The 20,991-nt window shown below is 61.9% G+C and carries 20 protein-coding genes; 10 read left to right on the forward strand and 10 right to left on the reverse strand.

Annotated elements, in window-relative coordinates; translation table 11 throughout:
* The first annotated feature begins 19 nt into the window (after positions 1-19).
* The 3 genes from eco (at position 20) to hdfR (ending at position 2,025) form a co-directional block, all read left to right on the forward strand.
* Positions 20-502 carry a serine protease inhibitor ecotin gene (gene eco / locus AB5Y89_RS17575; protein WP_010674240.1) on the forward strand — a complete coding sequence of 161 codons (483 nt, stop codon included), beginning with the start codon at positions 20-22 and terminating at the stop codon, positions 500-502.
* 291 nt (positions 503-793) lie between these two features.
* Entirely contained in the window at positions 794-1,150 is a 357-nt protein-coding gene (locus AB5Y89_RS17580) for a DUF413 domain-containing protein (RefSeq protein ID WP_010674239.1), read from the forward strand.
* Entirely contained in the window at positions 1,150-2,025 is an 876-nt protein-coding gene (gene hdfR, locus AB5Y89_RS17585; protein ID WP_323906005.1) for an HTH-type transcriptional regulator HdfR, read from the forward strand. The genes AB5Y89_RS17580 and hdfR overlap by 1 nt, the downstream gene beginning before the upstream one ends.
* 115 nt (positions 2,026-2,140) lie before the next feature.
* Here the strand turns inward: hdfR and tyrA are convergent, their stop codons facing one another.
* From tyrA to glpT, 6 genes are all read right to left on the reverse strand, one after another.
* Positions 2,141-3,280, reverse strand: coding sequence for a bifunctional chorismate mutase/prephenate dehydrogenase (gene tyrA, locus AB5Y89_RS17590; RefSeq protein WP_139737157.1), 1,140 nt, complete (start codon positions 3,278-3,280; stop codon positions 2,141-2,143).
* Positions 3,281-3,392: 112 nt separating this feature from the next.
* Entirely contained in the window at positions 3,393-4,466 is a 1,074-nt protein-coding gene (locus AB5Y89_RS17595; RefSeq protein WP_139737156.1) for a 3-deoxy-7-phosphoheptulonate synthase, read from the reverse strand.
* 358 nt (positions 4,467-4,824) lie between these two features.
* The gene (gene glpQ / locus AB5Y89_RS17600) at positions 4,825-5,904 is read right to left on the reverse strand and encodes a glycerophosphodiester phosphodiesterase (protein WP_368224221.1); all 1,080 of its coding nucleotides are present in this window, start codon (positions 5,902-5,904) and stop codon (positions 4,825-4,827) included.
* 102 nt (positions 5,905-6,006) lie between these two features.
* Positions 6,007-7,494, reverse strand: coding sequence for a glycerol-3-phosphate dehydrogenase (gene glpD, locus AB5Y89_RS17605; protein ID WP_045525385.1), 1,488 nt, complete (start codon positions 7,492-7,494; stop codon positions 6,007-6,009).
* A gap of 449 nt (positions 7,495-7,943) precedes the next feature.
* Positions 7,944-8,702: a DeoR/GlpR family transcriptional regulator gene (locus AB5Y89_RS17610; protein ID WP_010674233.1), complete on the reverse strand. Its 759-nt coding sequence runs from the start codon at positions 8,700-8,702 to the stop codon at positions 7,944-7,946.
* A 101-nt stretch (positions 8,703-8,803) separates the two neighbouring features.
* Positions 8,804-10,159 carry a glycerol-3-phosphate transporter gene (gene glpT, locus AB5Y89_RS17615; RefSeq protein WP_010674232.1) on the reverse strand — a complete coding sequence of 452 codons (1,356 nt, stop codon included), beginning with the start codon at positions 10,157-10,159 and terminating at the stop codon, positions 8,804-8,806.
* A 490-nt stretch (positions 10,160-10,649) separates the two neighbouring features.
* On the opposite strand from glpT, the gene AB5Y89_RS17620 reads away from it, so the two are divergent.
* Both AB5Y89_RS17620 and glpK read left to right on the forward strand, forming a co-directional pair.
* Positions 10,650-11,498 carry an MIP/aquaporin family protein gene (locus AB5Y89_RS17620; protein WP_042880435.1) on the forward strand — a complete coding sequence of 283 codons (849 nt, stop codon included), beginning with the start codon at positions 10,650-10,652 and terminating at the stop codon, positions 11,496-11,498.
* A 54-nt stretch (positions 11,499-11,552) separates the two neighbouring features.
* The gene (glpK, locus tag AB5Y89_RS17625) at positions 11,553-13,055 is read left to right on the forward strand and encodes a glycerol kinase GlpK (protein ID WP_010674229.1); all 1,503 of its coding nucleotides are present in this window, start codon (positions 11,553-11,555) and stop codon (positions 13,053-13,055) included.
* A gap of 177 nt (positions 13,056-13,232) precedes the next feature.
* On the opposite strand, the gene AB5Y89_RS17630 is transcribed toward glpK, so the two are convergent.
* Positions 13,233-14,135 (reverse strand): LysR family transcriptional regulator, encoded by a 903-nt coding sequence (locus tag AB5Y89_RS17630; RefSeq protein WP_041212776.1) that lies wholly within the window; start codon positions 14,133-14,135, stop codon positions 13,233-13,235.
* Between the two features lie 168 nt (positions 14,136-14,303).
* On the opposite strand from AB5Y89_RS17630, the gene AB5Y89_RS17635 reads away from it, so the two are divergent.
* The 5 genes from AB5Y89_RS17635 (at position 14,304) to AB5Y89_RS17655 (ending at position 17,984) form a co-directional block, all read left to right on the forward strand.
* The gene (locus AB5Y89_RS17635) at positions 14,304-14,690 is read left to right on the forward strand and encodes a DUF6404 family protein (protein WP_103859103.1); all 387 of its coding nucleotides are present in this window, start codon (positions 14,304-14,306) and stop codon (positions 14,688-14,690) included.
* A gap of 26 nt (positions 14,691-14,716) precedes the next feature.
* The gene (locus AB5Y89_RS17640; RefSeq protein WP_319907102.1) at positions 14,717-15,082 is read left to right on the forward strand and encodes a VOC family protein; all 366 of its coding nucleotides are present in this window, start codon (positions 14,717-14,719) and stop codon (positions 15,080-15,082) included.
* A gap of 153 nt (positions 15,083-15,235) precedes the next feature.
* Positions 15,236-15,526 carry a putative quinol monooxygenase gene (locus AB5Y89_RS17645; protein ID WP_368224222.1) on the forward strand — a complete coding sequence of 97 codons (291 nt, stop codon included), beginning with the start codon at positions 15,236-15,238 and terminating at the stop codon, positions 15,524-15,526.
* 90 nt (positions 15,527-15,616) lie between these two features.
* Positions 15,617-16,420: a 2,5-didehydrogluconate reductase DkgB gene (dkgB, locus tag AB5Y89_RS17650; protein ID WP_368224223.1), complete on the forward strand. Its 804-nt coding sequence runs from the start codon at positions 15,617-15,619 to the stop codon at positions 16,418-16,420.
* A gap of 394 nt (positions 16,421-16,814) precedes the next feature.
* On the forward strand, positions 16,815-17,984 hold the full coding sequence (locus tag AB5Y89_RS17655; protein WP_368224224.1) for an MFS transporter: 1,170 nt from the start codon (positions 16,815-16,817) through the stop codon (positions 17,982-17,984).
* A 62-nt stretch (positions 17,985-18,046) separates the two neighbouring features.
* On the opposite strand, the gene AB5Y89_RS17660 is transcribed toward AB5Y89_RS17655, so the two are convergent.
* The 3 genes from AB5Y89_RS17660 to AB5Y89_RS17670 are packed head-to-tail and all read right to left on the reverse strand — an operon-like array spanning position 18,047 to position 20,887.
* Positions 18,047-18,160 carry a cytochrome bd oxidase small subunit, CydX/CbdX family gene (locus AB5Y89_RS17660; protein WP_368224225.1) on the reverse strand — a complete coding sequence of 38 codons (114 nt, stop codon included), beginning with the start codon at positions 18,158-18,160 and terminating at the stop codon, positions 18,047-18,049.
* A 28-nt stretch (positions 18,161-18,188) separates the two neighbouring features.
* On the reverse strand, positions 18,189-19,316 hold the full coding sequence (gene cydB, locus AB5Y89_RS17665; RefSeq protein WP_368224226.1) for a cytochrome d ubiquinol oxidase subunit II: 1,128 nt from the start codon (positions 19,314-19,316) through the stop codon (positions 18,189-18,191).
* Positions 19,316-20,887, reverse strand: a complete 1,572-nt coding sequence (locus tag AB5Y89_RS17670; RefSeq protein ID WP_048207353.1) for a cytochrome ubiquinol oxidase subunit I — start codon at positions 20,885-20,887, stop codon at positions 19,316-19,318. Before AB5Y89_RS17670 ends, cydB begins: the two co-directional genes overlap by 1 nt.
* Between the last annotated feature and the right edge of the window lie 104 nt (positions 20,888-20,991).

A 20,991-nucleotide genomic window follows, 5' to 3' on the forward strand; every position in this document is an offset into this window, starting at 1 on the left:
CCAATCCCAAGAGGTACAGATGAAAACCGTGTTGCGTTTTAGCCTGCTGGGCGCCTTGTTATTGGGTGGCCATGCCTTCGCCGCCGAACCGAAAAAATTTGATATCAGCATGTTCCCCGCCGCCGAAGTGAACCAGGAACGTGTCGTGATCCGTCTGCCGGAAGTCGAGAACGAAGCCGACATGATGGTCGAGCTGCAAGTCGGCAAGAAAATGCTGGTCGACTGCAACCTGCCCCGCTTCGCGGGCAATCTGGAACAGCACAGCGTCAAGGGCTGGGGTTACAACTACCTGACCCTGGGCCAGGTCACCGGCCCCGTCAGTACCCTGATGGCCTGCCCGGACGGCCAGAAAAAAGAGAGTTTCGTCCAGATCTACGGTCAGGGCTTCTTCGTGAACTACAACTCCAAGCTGCCCTTCGTCATCTATGTGCCCCAGGAGTACGAGGTGCGCTATCGTCTGTGGCGTGCCGACAACCTGGCACAGCCAGCCATGATTGAGTGAGTGCCGCGCACTCGGGTTCAGCTCAGTCATGATGATAAAAAGGCGCCATACGGCGCCTTATTTTTAGCTTCCGAGCCCGTTTTTGAGCGGTTTTTCCTGTACAAAATCTGACATAACTCCACTATTTTTCAGGCTTTTTTGTGCAGCGCACCGCAAAATGCCCCCTCGGGATGCGACAAACTCTGTTCGATAAAAGATATTTATTAACATAGTAAGAAAATTGATTTTGCACTCTGCGACGGCCTGATGATACTTGCCCGCAAAGGTCAAACTAACCAGAACAAGAGCACTATGAGCTTCGAATCAGACAAGCGTTTCAACGACTTCAAACATTTTCCCCGTGGCCTGCGTCGCAGTGGCGAATTCACCGTGGCCGAAGCGGACAGTCTGGAAAAATATGGCACCGTGATGCTGGCGCTCTATCAGGGCAACCTGGCCCCGCGCGATGACGTAGAAAGTGCCTTTATCGAACAGGTCAAATCCGGCGCAGCCGGCAACAACCCCCACGCCAAGGTGTGGTTCAAGTATCTCAAAGTCATCGGCCCCAAGCGCGTGCACCGTCTGTGCACCGTCGCTGGCGGCGCCAATGAAGATGCTGGTGGCAGCTTTGAAGGCGGCGGTGGCGGCAGCGACGAGTCCCTCGATTAATGGATACCGAGCTGCTTCGGACCTTCATCGAGGTCAGCAAGACCCGGCACTTTGGCCGGGCGGCTGAAAATCTCTACCTGACCCAGTCGGCGGTGAGCTTCCGGATCCGCCAGCTCGAGCAGCAACTCGGGGTCAGCCTGTTTGCCCGTCATCGCAACAACATCCGCCTGACTGCCTCCGGTGAGCGTCTGCTGCCCTACGCAGACGCCATTCTGCATACTTTGGGGCGCGCCAAGCAGGACGTGGCCCTCTCCCCCGGTTTCAGCCAGCAGCTTGCCATCGGTGCCCCCGCCGTCTTCTGGGAGCTCGACTTCAACGACTGGCTGAACCATGTCTATGCCCTGGCCCCCGGCCTCGCGGTGCGCCTCGAAACGGCCTCCCGCGAGCACCTCTGTCGCCAGTTGCTGGAGCGCTCCCTCGATCTCGCCCTGCTCTCCGAGCCGACCAAGATCGACGAGATTGCCCTGCACCCCATCGGCGAGCTGGTGTTCGAACTGGTGAGCCGGGAGCCGGCCGCAAACGCCGACAGCTTGATGCAGATGCCCCACATTCATCTCGACTGGGGCACCAGCTTCGAACCGCCATCGAGCCGATTGCAGAGTCTGCAGAAGACCCCGGTGCTGCATTCAAGCTCCGCCAGCATGGCCCTGCAATTCGTGCTGGCCAACGGCGGCGCCGCCTACCTGCCAAGGCGCATGGTGAGCCCCTTCCTGGAGCAGGGGCAGCTTCATCTGGTGGAAGGGGGCCAATCCCTGAGCCGCCCGCTCTACCTCGCCTATCTGGAGAAATCCGACCGACGGGAGCTGATCGATCAGCTGCTCACCCTGCCTCTGGGCTGGCATGACGCCGACTTGCGTCAACCGCCTGCCAAATGAAACAGGGCGATTTCACGCCCAGACCAGTGTTTTCATCTACCGTAGTTATCGGTGCAGCACAAACAACATGAAAAAGGGGCCATCAGGCCCCCTTTTATATGGATGTCTTTGTGCATCAGCCGTGATGGCGACGGTCGTTGGCCTGGGCCAGCAGGGTGCGGCTCTCGCGCAGGAACTCCTCCGCCCGCTCGCCGAAGAAGCCGGAGACCTGGCTGAAGGCCTCGATGAAGCCCTCCCTGTCGCCCCGCTCCAGCAGGCCCAGCGCCTCGCCGAAGTTCTGGTAGTAGCGGCGGATCATCGCGAGGTTCTGGGGCGACGACAATATGATGTCGGCGTAGAGATGGGGATCCTGGGCAAACAGCCGTCCCACCATGGCCAGCTCCAGCCGGTAGATGGGAGAGCTTAAGGCAAGCAGGCGGTCGAGGTTGGCCTGCTCCCGGGAGAGGTGCCAGCCGTAGGCGAAGGTGGCAAAGTGGCGCAGCGCCTGAATGAAGGTCATCGCCTCGTCGTGGGCCCTGGCCTCCACCTGCTGCAAACGCGCCCCCCAGATGGTCATCTGTTCCAGCAGCCACTGGCTGGCGGCGGGATCGCGTCCCTGACAGCAGACGATCACCTGCTTGGCGAGGCTCGCCACGTCCGGCCCGAACATAGGGTGCAGCCCCAGCACAGGCCCCTGGTGTACCGCCAGCATATGGGCAAGCGGTTCACTCTTGACGCTGGTCACGTCCACCAGCAGGCAGTTCTCAGGCAGGTTGCCGAGCCGGTCGATCACCTGGCAGGTGACGTCGATGGGCACCGCCACCATCACCAGCCCGGCGCCGTGCAGGATCTCGTCGGCGCGCGGCCAATCGGCCTGACCCAGGGTTTCGACCCGGTAGCCCGAGAGGCTGAACAGGTTGCCGAACAGGCGGCCAAGCTGCCCCTGGCCACCGATGATCACCACCTTGCCGAGCTCAGGCTTCATGCACTTGAAGTGGTGCTCCTTGTCGCTGGCGGACTCCAGAATATAGGATTCGCGCATCACCCGGCGCAGCACATCCTCGATAAGGTCCCCCGGCACCCCCAGTGCCTCGGCCTCGGCGCGGCGGCGGGCCAGCATGCTCGCCTCCCGATCCGGCGCGTAGATGGGCAGGCCGTGCCGGCTCTTCACTTCCCCCACTTCCCCCACCAGGGCGAGACGGGCAGCCAGCAGATCAATCAGCTGCTTGTCCACCGCATCTATCTTGTCCCTGAGGGCATTCAACTCTTCCGCCATGTCCAGTCCCTGCTGGCGCCGCCCGCAGCGACGCCCTGTCATTCAAGAGGCAACAAGGTATCACGGCAGTGATACCTCGATGGTTCAATCAGTTACAACAAGATACCACGGCTTATGCCGATGTTCTGGCCAAAAGTGGTGCCGTCAGCTGGCTGTGGCAGCGGGCCAGCAGCGCATCCGTGGTCTCCCAGTCGATGCAGGCATCGGTGATGGAGACGCCGTAGCGCATCTCGCACTTGGGCTGCTCGCTGGACTGGTTGCCTTCGAACAGGTTGGATTCGAGCATCACCCCGATGATGGAGCGGTTGCCCTCCTGGATCTGGTGAATGACGTTGTCGGCCACCTTGGGCTGCAGCCGGTGATCCTTGCTGGAGTTGCCGTGGCTGCAATCCACCACCAGACCGGGCAGCAGGCCCGCTTTCTCTAGCGCCTCTTCCGCCAGCGACACATTGACCGAGTCGTAGTTCGGGTGCTTGCCGCCGCGCAGGATCACGTGGCCGTCCGGGTTGCCCTGGGTCTGCAGCAGCGCGACTTGGCCCTGCTGGTTGATCCCCATGAAGGCATGGGGGCTGGAAGCGGCCTGCAGCGCATTGATGGCGGTGCCCAGGTTGCCGTCGGTGCCGTTCTTGAAGCCAACCGGCATGGAGAGGCCAGAGGCCATCTCCCTGTGGGTCTGGGATTCGGTGGTGCGGGCACCGATGGCAGACCAGGAGAAGAGCTCCGCCAGGTATTGCGGGCTGATGGGGTCGAGCGCCTCGGTCGCCAGCGGCAACTCCAGCTCGGCCAGCCAGCAGAGCAGCTCGCGGGCGCGGTGCAGACCCAGTTCCACGTCAAAGGTGCCGTCCAGGTTCGGATCGTTGATAAAGCCCTTCCAGCCGACCGTGGTGCGCGGCTTCTCAAAGTAGACCCGCATGACAATGTAGAGAGAATCCTGATAGGCGTCATGCAGCGCTTTGAGTCTGGTTGCGTACTCTTTGGCAGCGTCCATGTCGTGGATGGAGCAGGGACCACAGATCACCAGCAGGCGGTGATCGCGACGGTGGATGATGTCGGCGATGGTATTGCGGGCCCCTTGCACGAATGCCAGCGCGCGATCGGAGATGGGCAGTTTCTCCTTGAGCTGGGCAGGCGTGATCATCACTTGTTCGGACTGGATATGGATGTTGTTCAGGGGATCTCTTTGCATCTTCTCATTCTCTCTACTGTTTCAAGCCAAGGGCGCTGACCGTTCATTTTTGTTTACACAAGTCAGCACTTTGTTACGCAACCGCCCCCACCTTACCAAGGAAAAACAAACAATCAAGTGAAACTAGCGTATTGCACGCTAACCGATGGATAAATGACCAAGAATGCAGAGTGAAACAACTCAAAAGTAGCGACACGCGAGGCCAAACCAGCCCCAAATTGTAAACATTTAATTACACTCATCCATTTCAATATCATCTCTCTGCCCCCTCTCATGGCCCCTCATCCCGGCGATGACCCCGGGCACAAAAAAGCGGGGCACCTGGCCCCGCTTGCATTCCCGTGTTGCTCTTCTTTTATTATTTGCCGTGGGCCTTGATAGCCTCGACCGCCTTGTCGGGAAAGTCGCTGAATACCCCGTCCACATCGGCCTGGTAGAGGAAGATGTTGAGCAGGTCGGTGAAGTCTTTCGCATAGGCCGGGATCTGCCCCTCATCCTGACGGAAGGTATAAGGATGCACCTTGAGACCGGCCGCGTGGGCCTCTTTCACCATGCCGATGAAGACCGGCTTGCCGGGAGTGCCCGGCTCGGTCACCACCATGGGTTTCCAGGGACCGATTCCCTCGGCATAGGTGGCGATGGTCTTCATGGCCCCCGGCTTGAACATCCAGTCATAGCTGTAGGGGGTCGCCTTGCCCTTGGCGTCATAGACCATGGTCTCGTTCCAGTCGGTCTCGGCCATCAGCTGCACCAACTTCAAGTCCATACCCATGGCGGGCATCAGTTCGCTGTTGATGCGCTTGAGCTCGTTGGCATCGAAACACTGCAGATAGACCTTGTCGCTCTTGCTGGTGTAGCCGTACTCCTTCAGTACCTTGAGCACCGCCCTGGAGATGTCCTTGCCCTCGTGGCGGAACAGCCAGGGAGCCTTGATCTCCGGGTAGATGCCGATGTGCTTGCCGGTGCTCTTGTTGAGCCCCTGGATCATCTCGATCTCTTCCTGGAAGGTGTGGATCCTGAAGCTCGACTTCCACATCGGGAAACGGGCCGGATAGACCGGCACCTGCTTGCCGTCCACCAGTTGGAACGGCTCGGTCATGCGCAGGGAGCGCACCTCGTCCAGGGTGAAATCCACCACATAGTAGCGACCGTCCGGGCGGGCCCGGCCGGGGAAGCGCTCGGCCACGTCCGTGATGCCATCAAGGAAGTGATCGTGCATCACCACCAGCTGGTCATCCTTGGTCATCACCAGGTCCTGCTCCAGATAGTCGGCCCCCATGCCATAGGCCAGGGCCTTGGATTCCAGGGTGTGTTCCGGCAGGTAACCGGAGGCACCACGGTGGGCGATCACGATTTTGCCTTCGTCGGCCGCCAGTGCGGGCAGCGCCAGGGCAGCCCCGAGGCCAAGGGCTATCAGGGTACGGTGAGGTTGCTTCATCAAGAGATCTCGTTGTTATGGTGTGTAGGATGCAGGTAATTGTTATAGCAGGGGTTTATTGCAGTTTGACGGCGGACGGCAAAGGCCGCCCGCCGTGGGTCATCAGCTGGCCTTGGGCAGGGCGTGGTGGTGTTCGAGCAGCCAGGCACCGAGCTGCTGCTGTTCGGATTCCGACAGGCGCAGCCCCAGCTTGCTGCGGCGCCACAGGATGTCCTCCAGGGAGTGGGCCCATTCGCGCGCGATGAGATAGCGCACTTCGGATTCATACAGTCCGGCGCCAAAGTGCTGGCCGCGCTCCTCCTTCAGCCAGAGGCGGGCATGAGCGCCATAGGATTCGGCGATGCGCAGGGCGCTGCGATCGTCGAGCCAGTCGAATTCCAGCGCAAAGGCTCGCGCCAGTTCACGCACCGAGCAGTCGAACTCGCCACCGGGCAGCCGGCTGTTGGCGGTCCAGTCCTCTCCCATCTGGCTGAACCAGGGCTTGAGCTTGTTGCAGGCGGCCTGGGCCAGCTTGCGGTAGGTGGTGAGCTTGCCGCCAAACACCGACAACAGCGGCGCGCCGTCGGATTCACCACTGAGCTCGAGCGTGTAGTCCCGGGTCACCGCCTGGGGTGAATCGGACTCGTCGTCACACAGGGGGCGCACCCCGGCATAGGTCCACACCACGTCTGCCGGGCTTATCTGCCTGGTGAAGTGGGCATTGACCACCTTGCACAGATAGTTGATCTCGGCATCGCTGATCTTGGCCTCCCGCGGGCTGCCCTTGTGCTCCACGTCCGTGGTGCCGATGAGGGAATAGTCCTGCTGGTAGGGGATGACGAAGACGATGCGGTTGTCCTCGTTTTGCAGGATGTAGGCCTCTTCGCGCTCATGGATGCGCGGCACTATCATGTGGCTCCCCTTGATGAGGCGAATGCCGCGGGGGGATTTCTCGCTCAGGCTCTCGTCATAGAAGGTCTTGACCCAGGGGCCCGCCGCATTGACCAGACCACGGCAGCTGACGGTGAACTGCTCGCCCCCTTCCCGCTCCAGCGTCAGGGTCCAGTGCTTGGATCCGCGCACCGCCTTGACGCAGCGGGTACGGGTCTGCACATCGGCGCCCTTGTCCCGCGCCAGCATGGCATTGAGCACCACCAGCCGGGCGTCGTCGACCCAGGCGTCCGAGTATTCAAAGCCCTTGTTGATGCCGCTCTTGAGACCGTCCTGCGGCAGGAAGCGCAGGCCGCAGCTCCCCTTGAGCTTGTCCCGCTTGGCCAGGTTGTCATAAAGGAAGAGACCGGCGCGGATCATCCAGGCCGGACGCAGGTGCGGGCGATGAGGCAGACGAAAACGCATGGGACGGGCGATGTGGGGAGCCATGCCGAGCAGGACCTCCCGCTCCGCCAGCGCCTCTTTCACCAGCCGGAATTCGTAATGTTCGAGATAGCGCAGGCCGCCGTGGATCAGCTTGCTGGAGTTGGACGAGGTGGCAGAGGCGAGATCGCTCGCCTCGAACAGCGCCACCTTCAGCCCCCGCCCCGCCGCATCTGCCGCGATGCCGACCCCGTTGATGCCGCCGCCGACGACGACCAGATCATAATGTTCGCTCATGTTCACCTACTTTCTTATTTTGTGTTTGCCATGACAGCAATGTTTGATTTCGCTCATATTAGAACATGAAAAACCAATAAACGAACATTTCGTGAGAGAAATGTGATCGCGATTGTTTTCACAATGCTAAAAATGCTGCCAGTCGGTGACGGCCTGGCAAGGCTAAGGTCTGCCGGAAACAGCCACTTCGGGCTGGGAGGAGAACAAAGAGTCACGGATGGGGAGGCCATGAGGCAAAGTGATGAGCGCCATGGCGTGAATCCCTCACAGGCGCCAAGCGTCGGTGCAAACCTGGCGCCCGAGTGCGGGGGCAACATCAGGGGGTCAAAGAAGGAGTGTCAGCGCCAGGAACTGGCCGCTTAGGCGCCGCAAGGGAGACGCCGCAAGCCGGGAGGAGGCAGGAAAAAAAGCGGCCGCCCCGAGGCGGCCTGATGCCTGTGCGGGGAAGCTCAGCAGATATGGCAGGCGATCTGATGCTGGGACATCAGGCGCATCAGCTTCTCCGGCGGCTCCTGATCCGTGAACAGGGCGTGGATCTGGTTGAGGTTGCCGAGGTTGACCATGGCGTTGCGGCCAAACTTGGTGTGGTCGGCGGCAAGGAACACCTGGCGGGAGTGGGCGATGATGGCTTGGGCGATCTTCACCTCGTGATAGTCGAAATCGAGCAGGGAGCCGTCGCTGTCGATGCCCGAGATGCCGATGACGCCGTAGTCCATGCGAAACTGGCCGATGAAGTCGCGGGTCGCCTCCCCGACGATGCCGCCATCCCGGTTGCGAATTTCACCGCCGGCGATGATGACGGTGAAGTCATCCTTGGCGGTCAGGATGCTGGCGACGTTCAGGTTGTTGGTGACCACGCGCAGCTCCCGGTGGTCGAGCAGGGCCCGGGCGATGGCCTCGGTGGTGGTGCCGATGTCGATAAAGAGCGACGAGCCGTCGGGGATGTTGGCGGCCACTTCCCGGGCGATGCGCTCCTTCTCCTTGAGCTGCATCACCTTGCGGGCACTGTAGGCGGTGTTGACGGTGCTCGAATGCAGTGAGGCCCCGCCGTGATGGCGCCGGATCTTGTTCTGTTCGGCGAGATCGTTGAGATCCCGGCGAATGGTCTGGGGGCTGACGTCAAAATGGGTCACCAGATCGTCGGTCGAGACGAAACCCTGCCGGGTCAGGACGTCCAGGATCTCCAGATGTCGTTGGGTTTGCTTCACGCTTGCACTCCGCAGATGAGACGAAAAAAGGCCCCGGCAGGTGCGGGGCCTTTGGCAGTGTACCTGATCCCTTTTCCAATCGATAAGGGCAGGATCACGTTTTATGCCTTATGGGCAGCCGCCTTGGCGGCAATCGACTCGTTCTCGTGCTTGAGGGTCATGGCCAGCAGGATGATGGAGAGCACGCAGGAGACGGTGAGCACCATGAAGCCGCCGTCCCAGCCGAAGTGGTCAACGGTGTAGCCCAGCATGGCGTTGGCCGCGACCGCGCCACCCAGATAACCGAACAGGCCGGTGAAGCCCGCCGCGGTACCGGCCGCCTTCTTGGGCGCCAGCTCCAGGGCGTAGAGGCCGATCAGCATGACGGGGCCATAGATGAGGAAGCCGATGGCAACCAGGGCCATCATGTCGATGGTCGGGTTGCCCGCCGGGTTGAACCAGTAGACCAGCACGGAGAGGGTCACCAGCACCATGAACAGGATGCCTGCCGGGGCACGGCGGCCGTTGAACATCTTGTCGGAGATCCAGCCGCACAGCAGGGTGCCCGGGATCCCCGCCCACTCATAGAGGAAGTAGGCCCAGGAGGAGTGATCCACGCTGAAGTCCTTGGCCTCTTTCAGATAGGTGGGCGCCCAGTCCAGCACGCCGTAACGGATGAGGTAGACGAAGGCGTTGGCGATGGCGATGTACCAGAGCAGCTTGTTGTGCAGCACGTACTTCATGAAGATCTCCTTGGCGGAGAACTCCTGCTCGTGGCTTTCGTTGTAATCCTTCGGGTAGTCGTTCTTGTACTCCTCGATGGGGGGCAGACCGACCGATTGCGGGGTATCGCGCATCACGAAGAAGGCGATCACCGCGATGGCCGCCGCCGCCGCCGCAGGCACATAGAAGGCGCTGCGCCAGTCGTTGAACCAGCCCATGCCGAGGATGAACAGGGGGCCTATCATGCCGCCGCCCACGTTGTGGGCCACGTTCCAGACCGAGACGATCTCACCCCGCTCCTTCTGCGACCACCAGTGCACCATGGTGCGACCGCAGGGGGGCCAGCCCATGCCCTGTGCCCAGCCGTTCAGGAACAGGAGCACGAACATGATGCCAATGCTGGAGGTAGCCCAGTGCATGGTCCCCATCATGAACATGATGCCTGCCGAGAGCAGCAGACCGGCGGAGAGGAAGTAGCGCGCGTTGGATCTGTCCGACACGTTCCCCATCAGGAATTTGGAGAGACCGTAGGCGATGGAGACGCCGGAGAGGGCCAGACCCAGATCCCCGCGGGAGAAGCCCTGCTCGATGAGGTAGGGCATCGCCAGACTGAAGTTTTTCCGTACCAGGTAGTAACCCGCATACCCGAAGAAGATCCCGAAGAACACCTGCCAACGCATGCGTTTGTAGAAGGGATCCACCTTGTCGGCCGGCAGCCGGTCGATATGGGGTGCAGGCCTGAAGAGACTAAGCATGTTCTGCTTCCTTTTATTGTTGTTCTGGGCGGTTGAGGACGCCCCGCTCATGCCGGCGATCAGACGCGTCTTGATTCGCAAGCGAGCCTATTGTGCTCATTTGTGAACATTTAATCTGTGATGAGCGCTAAATTATTGCAGTTTTATTACAAAAATTGTGACGTAGTGAGTGAACGCGCATCCAGGGTCAGCCCACGCATGGCGTGGCTTTTAGCTACTCACTAAGGAGTAATATGGCCAACAACTGTTGCTTTTCGTCACATTTTCTTAGCAATGAATGGGATCTTGCCCACATTTCCGGTGGCGAGGGTATGGTGAATTGACGCAGAAGGTTTATTTTCTCTCTCGTCCAAGAACGAGCGCAAACGAGCATAACGTTTGCGCAAGCTCAAAAAACAAGAAGAAACGTTTTCGGGCGCAATGAATGGGAATGAAAGATAACAAAACGGAACATCAAACCTACTGTGGGTGGATATAAGGAATAACAACTATGAGCATACAAAGACCCAATACCCTGCTTGGCGAGTGCCTCGCCGAGTTTATCGGCACCGGCCTGCTGATCTTCTTCGGCGTCGGCTGTGTGGCCGCCCTGGTGCTGGCTGGCGCCAACTTCGGGCAATGGGAAATCTCCATTACCTGGGGCCTGGGTGTCGCCATCGCCATCTATGTCACCGGTGGCATCTCCGGTGCCCACCTCAACCCTGCCGTGACCCTGGCGCTGATGACCTTCTGCGGCTTTGACAAGCGCAAGGTGGTGCCCTTCATCATCGCCCAGATAGCCGGGGCATTCGCCTCCGCCGCCCTGGTCTACGCCCTCTACAGCAACCTGTTCACCCAGTGGGAGCTGACCCACAACGTGGTGCGCGGCAGCGTCGAGAGCCTCGGCACCGCAGGCATCTTCTCCACCTACCCCAATGCCCTGCTCTCCAACATGCAGGCTTTCGCGGTCGAGATGGTGATCACCGCCGTCCTGATGCTGGGCATCATGGCACTGGGTGACAACAACAACGGCGCCCCCAAAGGCTTCGCCGCCGCCCTGCTCATCGGCATCCTGATCGCGGTGATCGGCGCCTCCCTCGGCCCCTTGACCGGCTTTGCCATGAACCCGGCCCGTGATTTTGGCCCCAAACTGTTCGCCTTCGTGGCTGGCTGGGGTGACGTGGCCCTGACCGGTGGTCGTGACAACCCCTACTTCTGGGTCCCCATCCTTGGCCCCATCGTCGGCGCCCAGATCGGTACCGCCCTGTATGTGAAAGTGCTGGCTCCCTGCGTCCCGGGCAACCGCGTCGCCACCGAAGAAGCCTCCAAGCTGTCTAACAAAGAAGAGGCCGCCGCCTGAGAGCGGCCCTCCCCAACGTGTAACAACGTGGAAAATAAAAACGTGGAGAACATCATGTCTGCTGAAAAGAAATTTGTCGTTGCGCTGGACCAGGGCACCACCTCCTCCCGTGCCATTGTCTTCGATCAGGACGCCAATATCGTCGCGACCTCCCAGCGCGAATTCACCCAGCACTACCCGAAAGCGGGCTGGGTCGAGCACGACCCCATGGAGATCTGGGCGACCCAGTCCTCCGTCTTCACCGAAGTGCTGGCCAAGAGCGGCCTGCACAGCGAGCAGATCGCCGCCATCGGCATCACCAACCAGCGTGAAACCACAGTGGTATGGGAAAAGGCCACCGGCAAGCCCATCTACAACGCCATCGTCTGGCAGTGTCGCCGTACCGCCGCCATCTGTGAAGAACTGAAAGCGCGCGGCCTGGAAGAGTACGTTCGCGAAAACACCGGCCTGGTGCTGGACGCCTACTTCTCCGGCACCAAGGTGAAGTGGATCCTGGACAACGTGGAAGGGGCCCGGGAGAAGGCGATGAACGGCGAGCTGCTGTTCGGCACCATCGACACCTGGCTGGTGTGGAAGATGACCAACGGCGAGGTGCACGTCACCGACCCGACCAACGCCTCGCGCACCATGCTCTACAACATCCGCGACCTGAAGTGGGATGAGCGCATGCTGGACGAGCTGGGCATCCCCGCCTCCATGCTGCCGCAAGTCAAACCCTCCTCCGAGGTCTATGGCTACACCACCCGTGGCGGCGGCGCCCGCATCCCCATCGCCGGTATCGCCGGTGACCAGCAGTCCGCCCTGTTCGGCCAGCTTTGCTTCGAAAAAGGGATGGCCAAGAACACCTACGGTACCGGCTGCTTCATGCTGATGAACACCGGCACCGAGCCGGTTCGCTCCAGCAACGGCCTGCTGACCACGGTCGCCATCGGCCCGAAAGGGGAAGTGAACTACGCACTGGAAGGGGCGGTCTTCATGGGCGGCGCCACCATCCAGTGGCTGCGCGATGAGCTCAAGATCATCCACGATGCCCGCGATACCGACTACTTCGCGAGCAAGGTAGGCGACACCAACGGCGTCTACCTGGTGCCGGCCTTCGTGGGCCTGGGCGCCCCCTACTGGGATCCGTATGCTCGCGGCACCATGGTCGGCCTGACCCGTGGCGCCAACCGCAACCACATCATCCGTGCGGCGCTCGAATCCATCGCCTACCAGAGCCGCGACGTGCTGGATGCCATGCAGCAGGACTCCGGCATCAAGCTGGCAGCCCTGAAGGTGGACGGCGGCGCCGTGGCCAACGACTTCCTGATGCAGTTCCAGGCTGACATGATGCACACCCCTGTGGTACGTCCGACCCGCATCGAGACCACCGCCATGGGTGCCGCCTTCCTGGCCGGCCTCGCCGTGGGCTTCTGGAAGAGCTCTGAAGAGCTGGAAGACAAGTTCAGCGTGGACCGCGAGTTCATTCCGCAGATGGACCGTGACGATCGCGCCAAGCGCTACAGCGGCTGGAAGAAGGCGGTGGAACGTTCACGCCGCTGGGCCGAAGAGGAGTGATGGGGTAACCGACGCGTCCTTGAGATGAAAAAAGCAAAGAGGCCGACAGCGATGTCGGCCTCTTTTATTGGCGCTCGCAAGCCCCTCGGCCCCCTCCCCTTGAGGGGTGGGAGAAAATAACCCCTCCCCCTCGTGGAGGGGGAGGCCGGGAAGGGGTTGGAACTGTCGACATGCCCTTTACAACGCCTCAGCACCGAGCTGCTCTTTCAGGAAATCGAGCCAGACCCGCAGCCGGATGTCCCGCTGGGCATCGGAGTAGAAGACCGCATGGATGGGGCGCGAAGCGCCGCTGTTGCTGCGGGCCAGCACCTCCACCAGCGCCCCGCTCGCCCTGTCATCCCCTGTCATGAAGTCCGACAGGCAGACGATCCCCTGCCCCGCCAGCGCCAGCTGACGCAAGGTTTCCCCGCTGCTGGCCCGCAGGGTCGGGGTGATGGCGAACCTGTCCCCCTGCTCCTCGCTCAATAGGGGCCAATGATTGAGGTGATCGGGGTGCAAAAAACCGAGCAGCTCGTGGCCAGCCAGCAAGTCAGCTGGCTGGCGCGGGGTACCGCGTGCCTTCAGATAGTCGGGGGAGGCCAGCAGCCGCAGCCGCGAGCGGCCCAGCGGCAGGGCCCGCAGGGAGGAGTCCGTCAGCTCGCCGATGCGAATGGCCATGTCCACCCGCCGCTCCATCAGGTTGATGAAGCCCTCGGAGCTGTGCAGTTGCAGCTCGATGGCGGGGTAGCGGCGGCGAAACTCGCCGATGATGGGCACCAATCTATGCAGGATGAAGGGGGTGGCGGCATCCACCCGCAATATGCCCTCCGGCTGCTCCCGGCGCATCAGCAGCAACCCTTCCGCCTCGCTCATCTCGGTCAGGATCTTCACCGCCCGCTGATAGAACCAGCTCCCCTCCTCGGTCAGGCTGACCCGGCGGGTGGTGCGGTTGAGGAGCACGGTGGCGAGCTTCTCTTCGAGGCGCTTGATGCCGCGGCTCACCACGGAATTATCCATGCCGAGATTCTCCGCCGCCTGGCGAAAGCTGCCCGCCTCCACCACCGCCACAAACAGGGTCAATTCATCGGAATGGGTCTTCATTGCTGTCATCCTGGCAAGAGTAATGGGTCTTTATAGGTGCAATGGCCGGGAGTTGGCAAGACAGGCGTCGCTTCGTATCGTGACGCACCACCTGTTTTATCTGCGCCCTTGCCAGTACAATGCCGCCAACCGGCACCGTATGGCGCCACACTATGACAGGGACGATCCATGACATTCGACAACAGGCTGGCCGCCGCCCATCGGGAGCTGGCCGAGAAGGGCGTGCAAACGCTCAACTACAACCCGCCGATCATCTGGCTGCTGCGAAAGGCGGGGTTCACCATCAGGCCGCCCCACTACGAACGCTTTATGATCAACGTTCTTGCCCTGGGACTCCCCATCGGCGCTATCTGGGGGGTGTTGATGTGGTGCCTCGGCTGGCAGGATGAGGTGAGCCCGGGGTTTGCCCTGCGCCAGAGCCTGCTCTTTGGCATCGGGCTCGGTCTGCTGATGGGGACCTGGTTCTGGTTTCGGCGCAAGCAGCTCAAGCTGACCCCCTGGGACGCCTTGCCCCACTCCACGAGCCCCACGCAAAAGCGCTGGCAACCGAAATAACCACCGATGTCGACAAGGAGCGCCTTATGACCAGGGCCCATGAAAAACTGAACTATGTGGAGTTTGCGGCCAGGGATATTGCCGCCACCAAAGCCTTCTTTCAGGCCGCTTTCGGCTGGCAGTTCGCCGACTACGGCCCCGATTATTGCGCCTTCGAGGGAGAAGGGCTGGATGGCGGCTTCTACCGCGCCGAACTGTGCAGCCAGAGTGCTCAGGGCGGGGCGCTCCTGGTGTTCTACAGCGCCGATATCGAGGCGACCCAGGGCAAGGTGAGCCAGCATGGCGGCACCATAGTGCGCCCCCTGTTCGATTTTCCCGGTGGCCGCCGCTTTCACTTTGTCGAGCCCAGCGGCAATGAATTTGCGGTCTGGTCCGAACCGGCCAGCGCTTGATAATACTCCGCCCTCCCCTGGCCCACCTGCACCACGACCAGCCATGGGGAGGCCACATTGCTGCACTCACCTCAATAGTGTTTTGCGACTGCTGCCCTGTATCCCCCAGTCTGGGGCGGGCATACTGACTCCCGTCTTAACGAGGAGGTTCAGATGCCATCCCCCCTGATTGTGATTGCCCAGCTTGACGCCAAACCCGAATTCGCCGCCCAGTTCCGCGCCGCCCTCGAGCCGCTGATCGCCGCTACCCTGCAAGAGCCAGGGTGCCTTAGCTACCAGCTTCACCAGAGCCTGGAGAGCCCCCACGGCTGGATGCTGTACGAGGAGTGGGAGAGTGAAGCCGCCCTCAGCGCCCACCAGCAGCAGCCCCATTTTCTCGCCTTCGTGGCCGACACCCATGAGTGGTTTGCCAGCAGCCTGGTGCGCCGCTATCACAGGGTCTGAGGCTGCCGGCGCCCTCCCCGCCGGATCTGCACCGCAGGCCCGGCAAACAGACAAAGCATTGAGCGTAGAAACAATAACTTGAGGAATTTGATGATGAAGATGCCCAACCTGGGTCTTGGAACCTTCCGCCTGAAAGATCAGCCCCTTCGCGACTCCCTGCTCCAGGGGCTGGAACTTGGCTACCGCCATATCGATACCGCCCAGATCTATGACAACGAGGCCGACGTCGGCCAGTTGATGAGCGAGAGTGGCGTGCCCCGCCAGGAGATCTACCTGACCACCAAGGTGTGGACCAGCGAGTTCGGCCCGGGCAAGGTGATCCCGAGCCTGGAAGTGAGCCTGGAAAAACTCGGCACCGACTATCTGGATCTGGCGCTCATTCACTGGCCCTCCCCCCAGGATGAAGTGCCGATGGCGGTCTATCTGGAGCAGCTCGCCGAGGCCAAAGCCCGGGGCCTGACCCGGGAGATCGGGGTCTCCAACTTCACCGTGGCCCAGCTTAAACAGGCCATCGACATTCTGGGGCCGGGCGCCATCGCCCACCAGCAGGTGGAGATCCACCCCCTGCTGCAAAACCGCAAGGTGGTCGAATTCTGCCAGGAGCACGGTATCGCCATCACCGCCTATATGCCGCTCGCCTATGGCAAGGTGCTCGCCGAGCCGCTGCTGATGGAGATCGGCCAGCGCCACGGCGTCTCGGCGGCCCAGGTGTCGCTGGCCTGGCTGCTGGCCCAGGGCATGACGGTGATCCCAAGCTCCACTAGGCGGGAGAATCTGGCCGCCAACCTGGCCGCGCTGAAGGTACAACTCAGTCGCGATGAGATGGCCGCCATTGCCACCCTGGATCGGGGTGAGCGCTGCGCCAACCCGGACTTTGCGCCGGATTGGGATTGATCCCCCTCATCCCCAGCCCTTCTCCCGCCAGGGGAGAAGGGAGCAAATAAGGCTCAATGACATTCTTCAGCACCAGCGGGAGGCACAATGCCTCCCGCTTTTTTTGCCCCCAATACCGCGCGTCACTGCCACCCGCACCGCTGGCCCCCTCCCCTGCAACCTTCCGCTGCCCTTCCCTCTTTATTCCCAGTTCGGTCTGTACGCTTTGCCTCTGCATTCAACTCGCGCTGTACGGCCCACTCTTGTCTCTGCAACCTCAGCCACTCCTTCTGCCATGGCTCCATTGCTGCTGATTTGGCAAAAGTAATTTGACGTTACCGTCATTTTTACCAACAAACACCCTCGGCATACTGGCGCCATTCTCCCGTCGGGAGTCCCAATCCAAGGAGTTGTTATGCCACTGGCGTTATTTGCCCTCACTTTAAGTGCCTTTGCCATAGGCACCACCGAATTCGTGATCGTGGGGCTCATCCCCACCATCGCCGAGCAGCTCAATGTCTCGCTCCCCTCGGCGGGCCTCCTGGTCAGCCTCTATGCCCTTGGGGTGGCCATCGGCGCCCCCGTGCTCACGGCGCTCACCGGCAAGCTGCCGCGCAAGTGGCTGCTGGTGGGGCTGATGGCCCTCTTCACCGTCGGCAACCTGCTGGCCTGGCAGGCCCCCGGGTACGAGAGCCTGATTGTGGCCCGCATCCTCACCGGGCTGGCCCACGGGGTCTTCTTCTCGGTAGGCAGCACCATCGCCACGGGTCTCGTGGCCAAAGAGAAGGCGGCCAGCGCCATCGCCATCATGTTCAGCGGCCTCACGGTCGCCCTGGTGACCGGCGTCCCGCTTGGCACCTGGATTGGTCAGGTCTTCGGCTGGCGCGAGACCTTCCTGGTGGTGAGCCTGCTCGGCCTCGTCGCCATGGTGGGCAGCATGCTGCTGGTACCGGGGAACCTGCCGAAGGGGGCCACCTCCAGCGTTCGCGAGCAGCTCTCGGTGCTCACCAGGAAGCCCTTGCTGCTGGTCTACGCCAAGACGGCGCTCGGTTACGGCGGTGCCTTCACGGCATTTACCTTCCTCGCCCCCATCCTGCAACAGGTGAGCGGCTTTAGCGCCAGCGCGGTGAGCCTCATTCTGCTGGTGTACGGGGTATCGGTCGCCGTCGGCAATATCTGGGGCGGCAAGCTCGCCGACCGGATGGGCCCATTGCCTGCGCTGAAGCTGCTGTTTGCCGGGCTCGCCGTGGTGCTGCTGGTGCTCACCTTCACCGCGCCGCACCCGGTGCTGGCGGTACTGACCGTGCTGGTGTGGGGCGCCTTCGCCTTTGGCAACGTGCCGGGCCTTCAGGTACTGGTGGTGAAACAGGCCGAGCGCCACACCCCCAATGCCGTGGATGTGGCCTCCGGCCTCAACATCGCCGCCTTCAACGTCGGCATTGCGCTGGGCTCCGTGGTCGGCGGTTTCGTGGTGGAGCACCTCGGCCTGATGCACACCCCCTGGATTGGTGCCCTCATCGTGCTGCTGGCCTACGGCCTCACCCATGTCAGCGAAGCGGGCGAGCGCCGCGCCGCCCTTGCCTGACCCCCGGGCAAGCAAAAGGCCGACATCCTGTGTCGGCCTTTTTCATGGGCAAGATGCGAGACTCAGGGCTCCTTGAGATCCTCATCGGCGACCCAGCGCGCCTCCAGCCAGAGCAGATTGACCAGCCCGCAGAGCAAGGCGAACCCCAGCCCCAGCAACCAGGTGAAATACCACATATCGCGTTGATCCTTGTGTTGAAGCGGATTAGTAGAGGCTGTGGCCGTGCTGGCGCACCTGCTCGGCGCTGACCCTGCCGCGCACCACCCGGTATACCCAGAGGGTGTAGCCGATGTTGACCGGCATCAGTACTCCGACGATCCCCAGCATGATAAGCAGGGTGCGCTCGCTGGAGGTGCTGTCCCACAGGGTCAGGCTGCTGGCCGGATCCAGGGACGAGGGCAGCACGAAGGGGAAGAGCGCGATGGCCACGGTCAGCATCATGGCGGCGCAGGCACCGCCGCTGGCAACGAGCGCCAGCCCGGACTTGCCGAAGCGGCTTGCCAGCGCGCACACCAGGGGCAGCAGGAGCCCGAGCACAGGCACGGCCCAGAGCACCGGATGGGCGACAAAGTTGCCAAGCCAGCCCGCCGGCACCGCCACCACCTCTTTCATCAGCGGAGTGAGGGCGCCGTTGAGATCGCCGATGGCCGTGATGCGATACCCCGCCATCTCCCCAAGCCAGACGCCGCCAAGGGCAAAGAGGACGCTCGCCAGGGGGCCGAGCCAGAGGGCGAGGCGGGCGCTGCGCGCCGCTATGGCCCCCTGGGTTTTGCACTGCAGGAAGCTGGCACCGTGCAGCAAGAGCAGCGCCAGCGCCGTCCCCATGGCGGTCAACAGCAGCGGCCAGTGGAACGCAAAGGCGCCATAGTGGATGCGAAGGGCCGCATCGAAGCGAAACGGCAGCCCTTGCAGCACGAGGCCAAGGGTGGCACCAAACACCAGGGTCGGCAGCAGACCGCCCACCACCAGGGCGCGGTCCCACCAGCGGCGCCAGACCGGGTCCGGCAGCTTGCTGCGATAGTCAAAGCCCACCGGGCGCAAAAAGAGACCGAACAGCAGGAACATGAAGGGCACGTAAAGCGCCGAGAAGGCGGCGGCATAGACCAGGGGCCAGGCGGCAAACAGGGTGCCGGCACCGGCGATGAGCCACACCTGGTTGCCCTCCCACACCGGCCCTACGCTGTTGAGCAGCACCCGCCGCTCGTCATCCGTCTTGCCGACCACGGGCAGCAGCATGCCGACCCCGAGATCGAAGCCATCCATCACCACGAAGCCGACCAGCAGGAAGAGCACCAGCCCCCACCAGATCACTTTCAGGGTTTCGTAATCCATCAGGCAGGACTCCCGTTTTGCAACACTTCACCTTGATAACGACCCGTCTGCAGGCTGGCAGGCCCTTTGCGGATCACATGACGCAACAAGAACAACTCCACCACCAGCAGGCTGCTGTAGATGAGGAAGATGGCGATGAGGCTGAACCAGAGCTGCCCCGGTTGCAGCAGGGAGACGGAGGCCGACACCGGCAGCACGTCGCTGATGGTCCAGGGCTGGCGACCGAACTCCGCCACGAACCAGCCCGCCTCGATGGCAATCCAGGGTAGCGGAATAGACCAGAGCAGGGCCCTGAGCAGCCGCGGGGATTGCACCAGCCTGCCCCGGCACAGTTGCAGGAAGGCGGCGGCAAAGAGCGCCAGCAGCGCCACGCCGATGCCCACCATCAGGCGAAAGCTCCAGAACAGCGGCGCCACTTGGGGGATGGAGTCCTCCACCGCCTTGGCGATGGCCCCCTCGTCCGCCTTGCCAATCTCCTTGGCATAGGGGGTGAGCAAGAGGCCGTAGCCCAGATCGCTGCGGTGGCGCTCGAAGGTGGCGCGGGCCGCCTGGTTGCTGCCATCTGCCCGCATCGCTTCGAGCGCCTCGTGGGCCAGCATGCCGCTGCGAATGCGCGCCTCGTGCTGCGCTTTCAGATCTTTGAGGCCCGTCACCTGCTCATCCAGGGAGCGGGTGGCGATGATGCCCATCAGATAGGGTATCTTGATGGCCGCGTGGGTGGTCTCGGCACGCTGATCCGGCAGGCCGAACAGGGTGAAGGAAGCCGGGGCGGGCTCCGTCTCCCACTCCGCCTCGATGGCGGCGAGCTTGACCTTCTGCACCTCCCCCGAGCGATAGCCCGACTCGTCCCCGAGCACGATGACAGAGAGGATGGCCGCGAGGCCAAAACCCGAGGCGATGGCAAAGGATCGCAGGGCGAAACGCACCTCCATGCCGCGCAGCAGATACCAGCTGCTCACCCCCATCACGAACAGGGAGGCCGCCACATAGCCCGCTGCCACCGTGTGGACGAACTTGACCTGGGCCACCGGGTTGAAGATGACCGCGGCCACGTCCACCAGCTCCATGCGCATGGTCATGGGGTTGAACTCGGCGCCGACCGGGTTTTGCATCCAGCCGTTGGCGATGAGGATCCAGAGGGCGGAGAGGTTGGAGCCGAGCGCCACCAGCATGGTCACCAGCAGGTGCTGACCGCGGGAGAGCTTGTCCCAGCCGAAGAAGAAAAGGCCCACCAATGTAGACTCGAGGAAGAAGGCCATCAGCCCCTCCACCGCCAGCGGCGTGCCGAAGATATCGCCGACATAGTGGGAGTAATAGGCCCAGTTGGTCCCGAACTGGAACTCCAGGGTGATCCCGGTGGTCACCCCCATCACGAAGTTGATGCCAAACAGCTTGCCCCAGAAACGGGTGATGTCCTTGTAGATCACCTTGCCGGTCATCACGTAGGCCGACTCGGCGATCACCAGGATCCAGGACAGCCCCAGGGTGAGGGGCACAAACAGAAAGTGGAACATCGCCGTCGCCCCGAACTGTATTCGGGAGAGGCTGACCACATCATCCAGGCTTATCATGCATGACTCTCTATGTTGCATTTAACGGACAGGTTTTCGCCCGCCAAGTACACCATGGTCCATGACACCTATAACAGATGCAGTTATAGTGAAAAACACCTATA

The sequence above is a fragment of the Aeromonas sp. s4 genome (genome assembly GCF_040907855.1).
GTDB lineage: Bacteria > Pseudomonadota > Gammaproteobacteria > Enterobacterales > Aeromonadaceae > Aeromonas > Aeromonas caviae.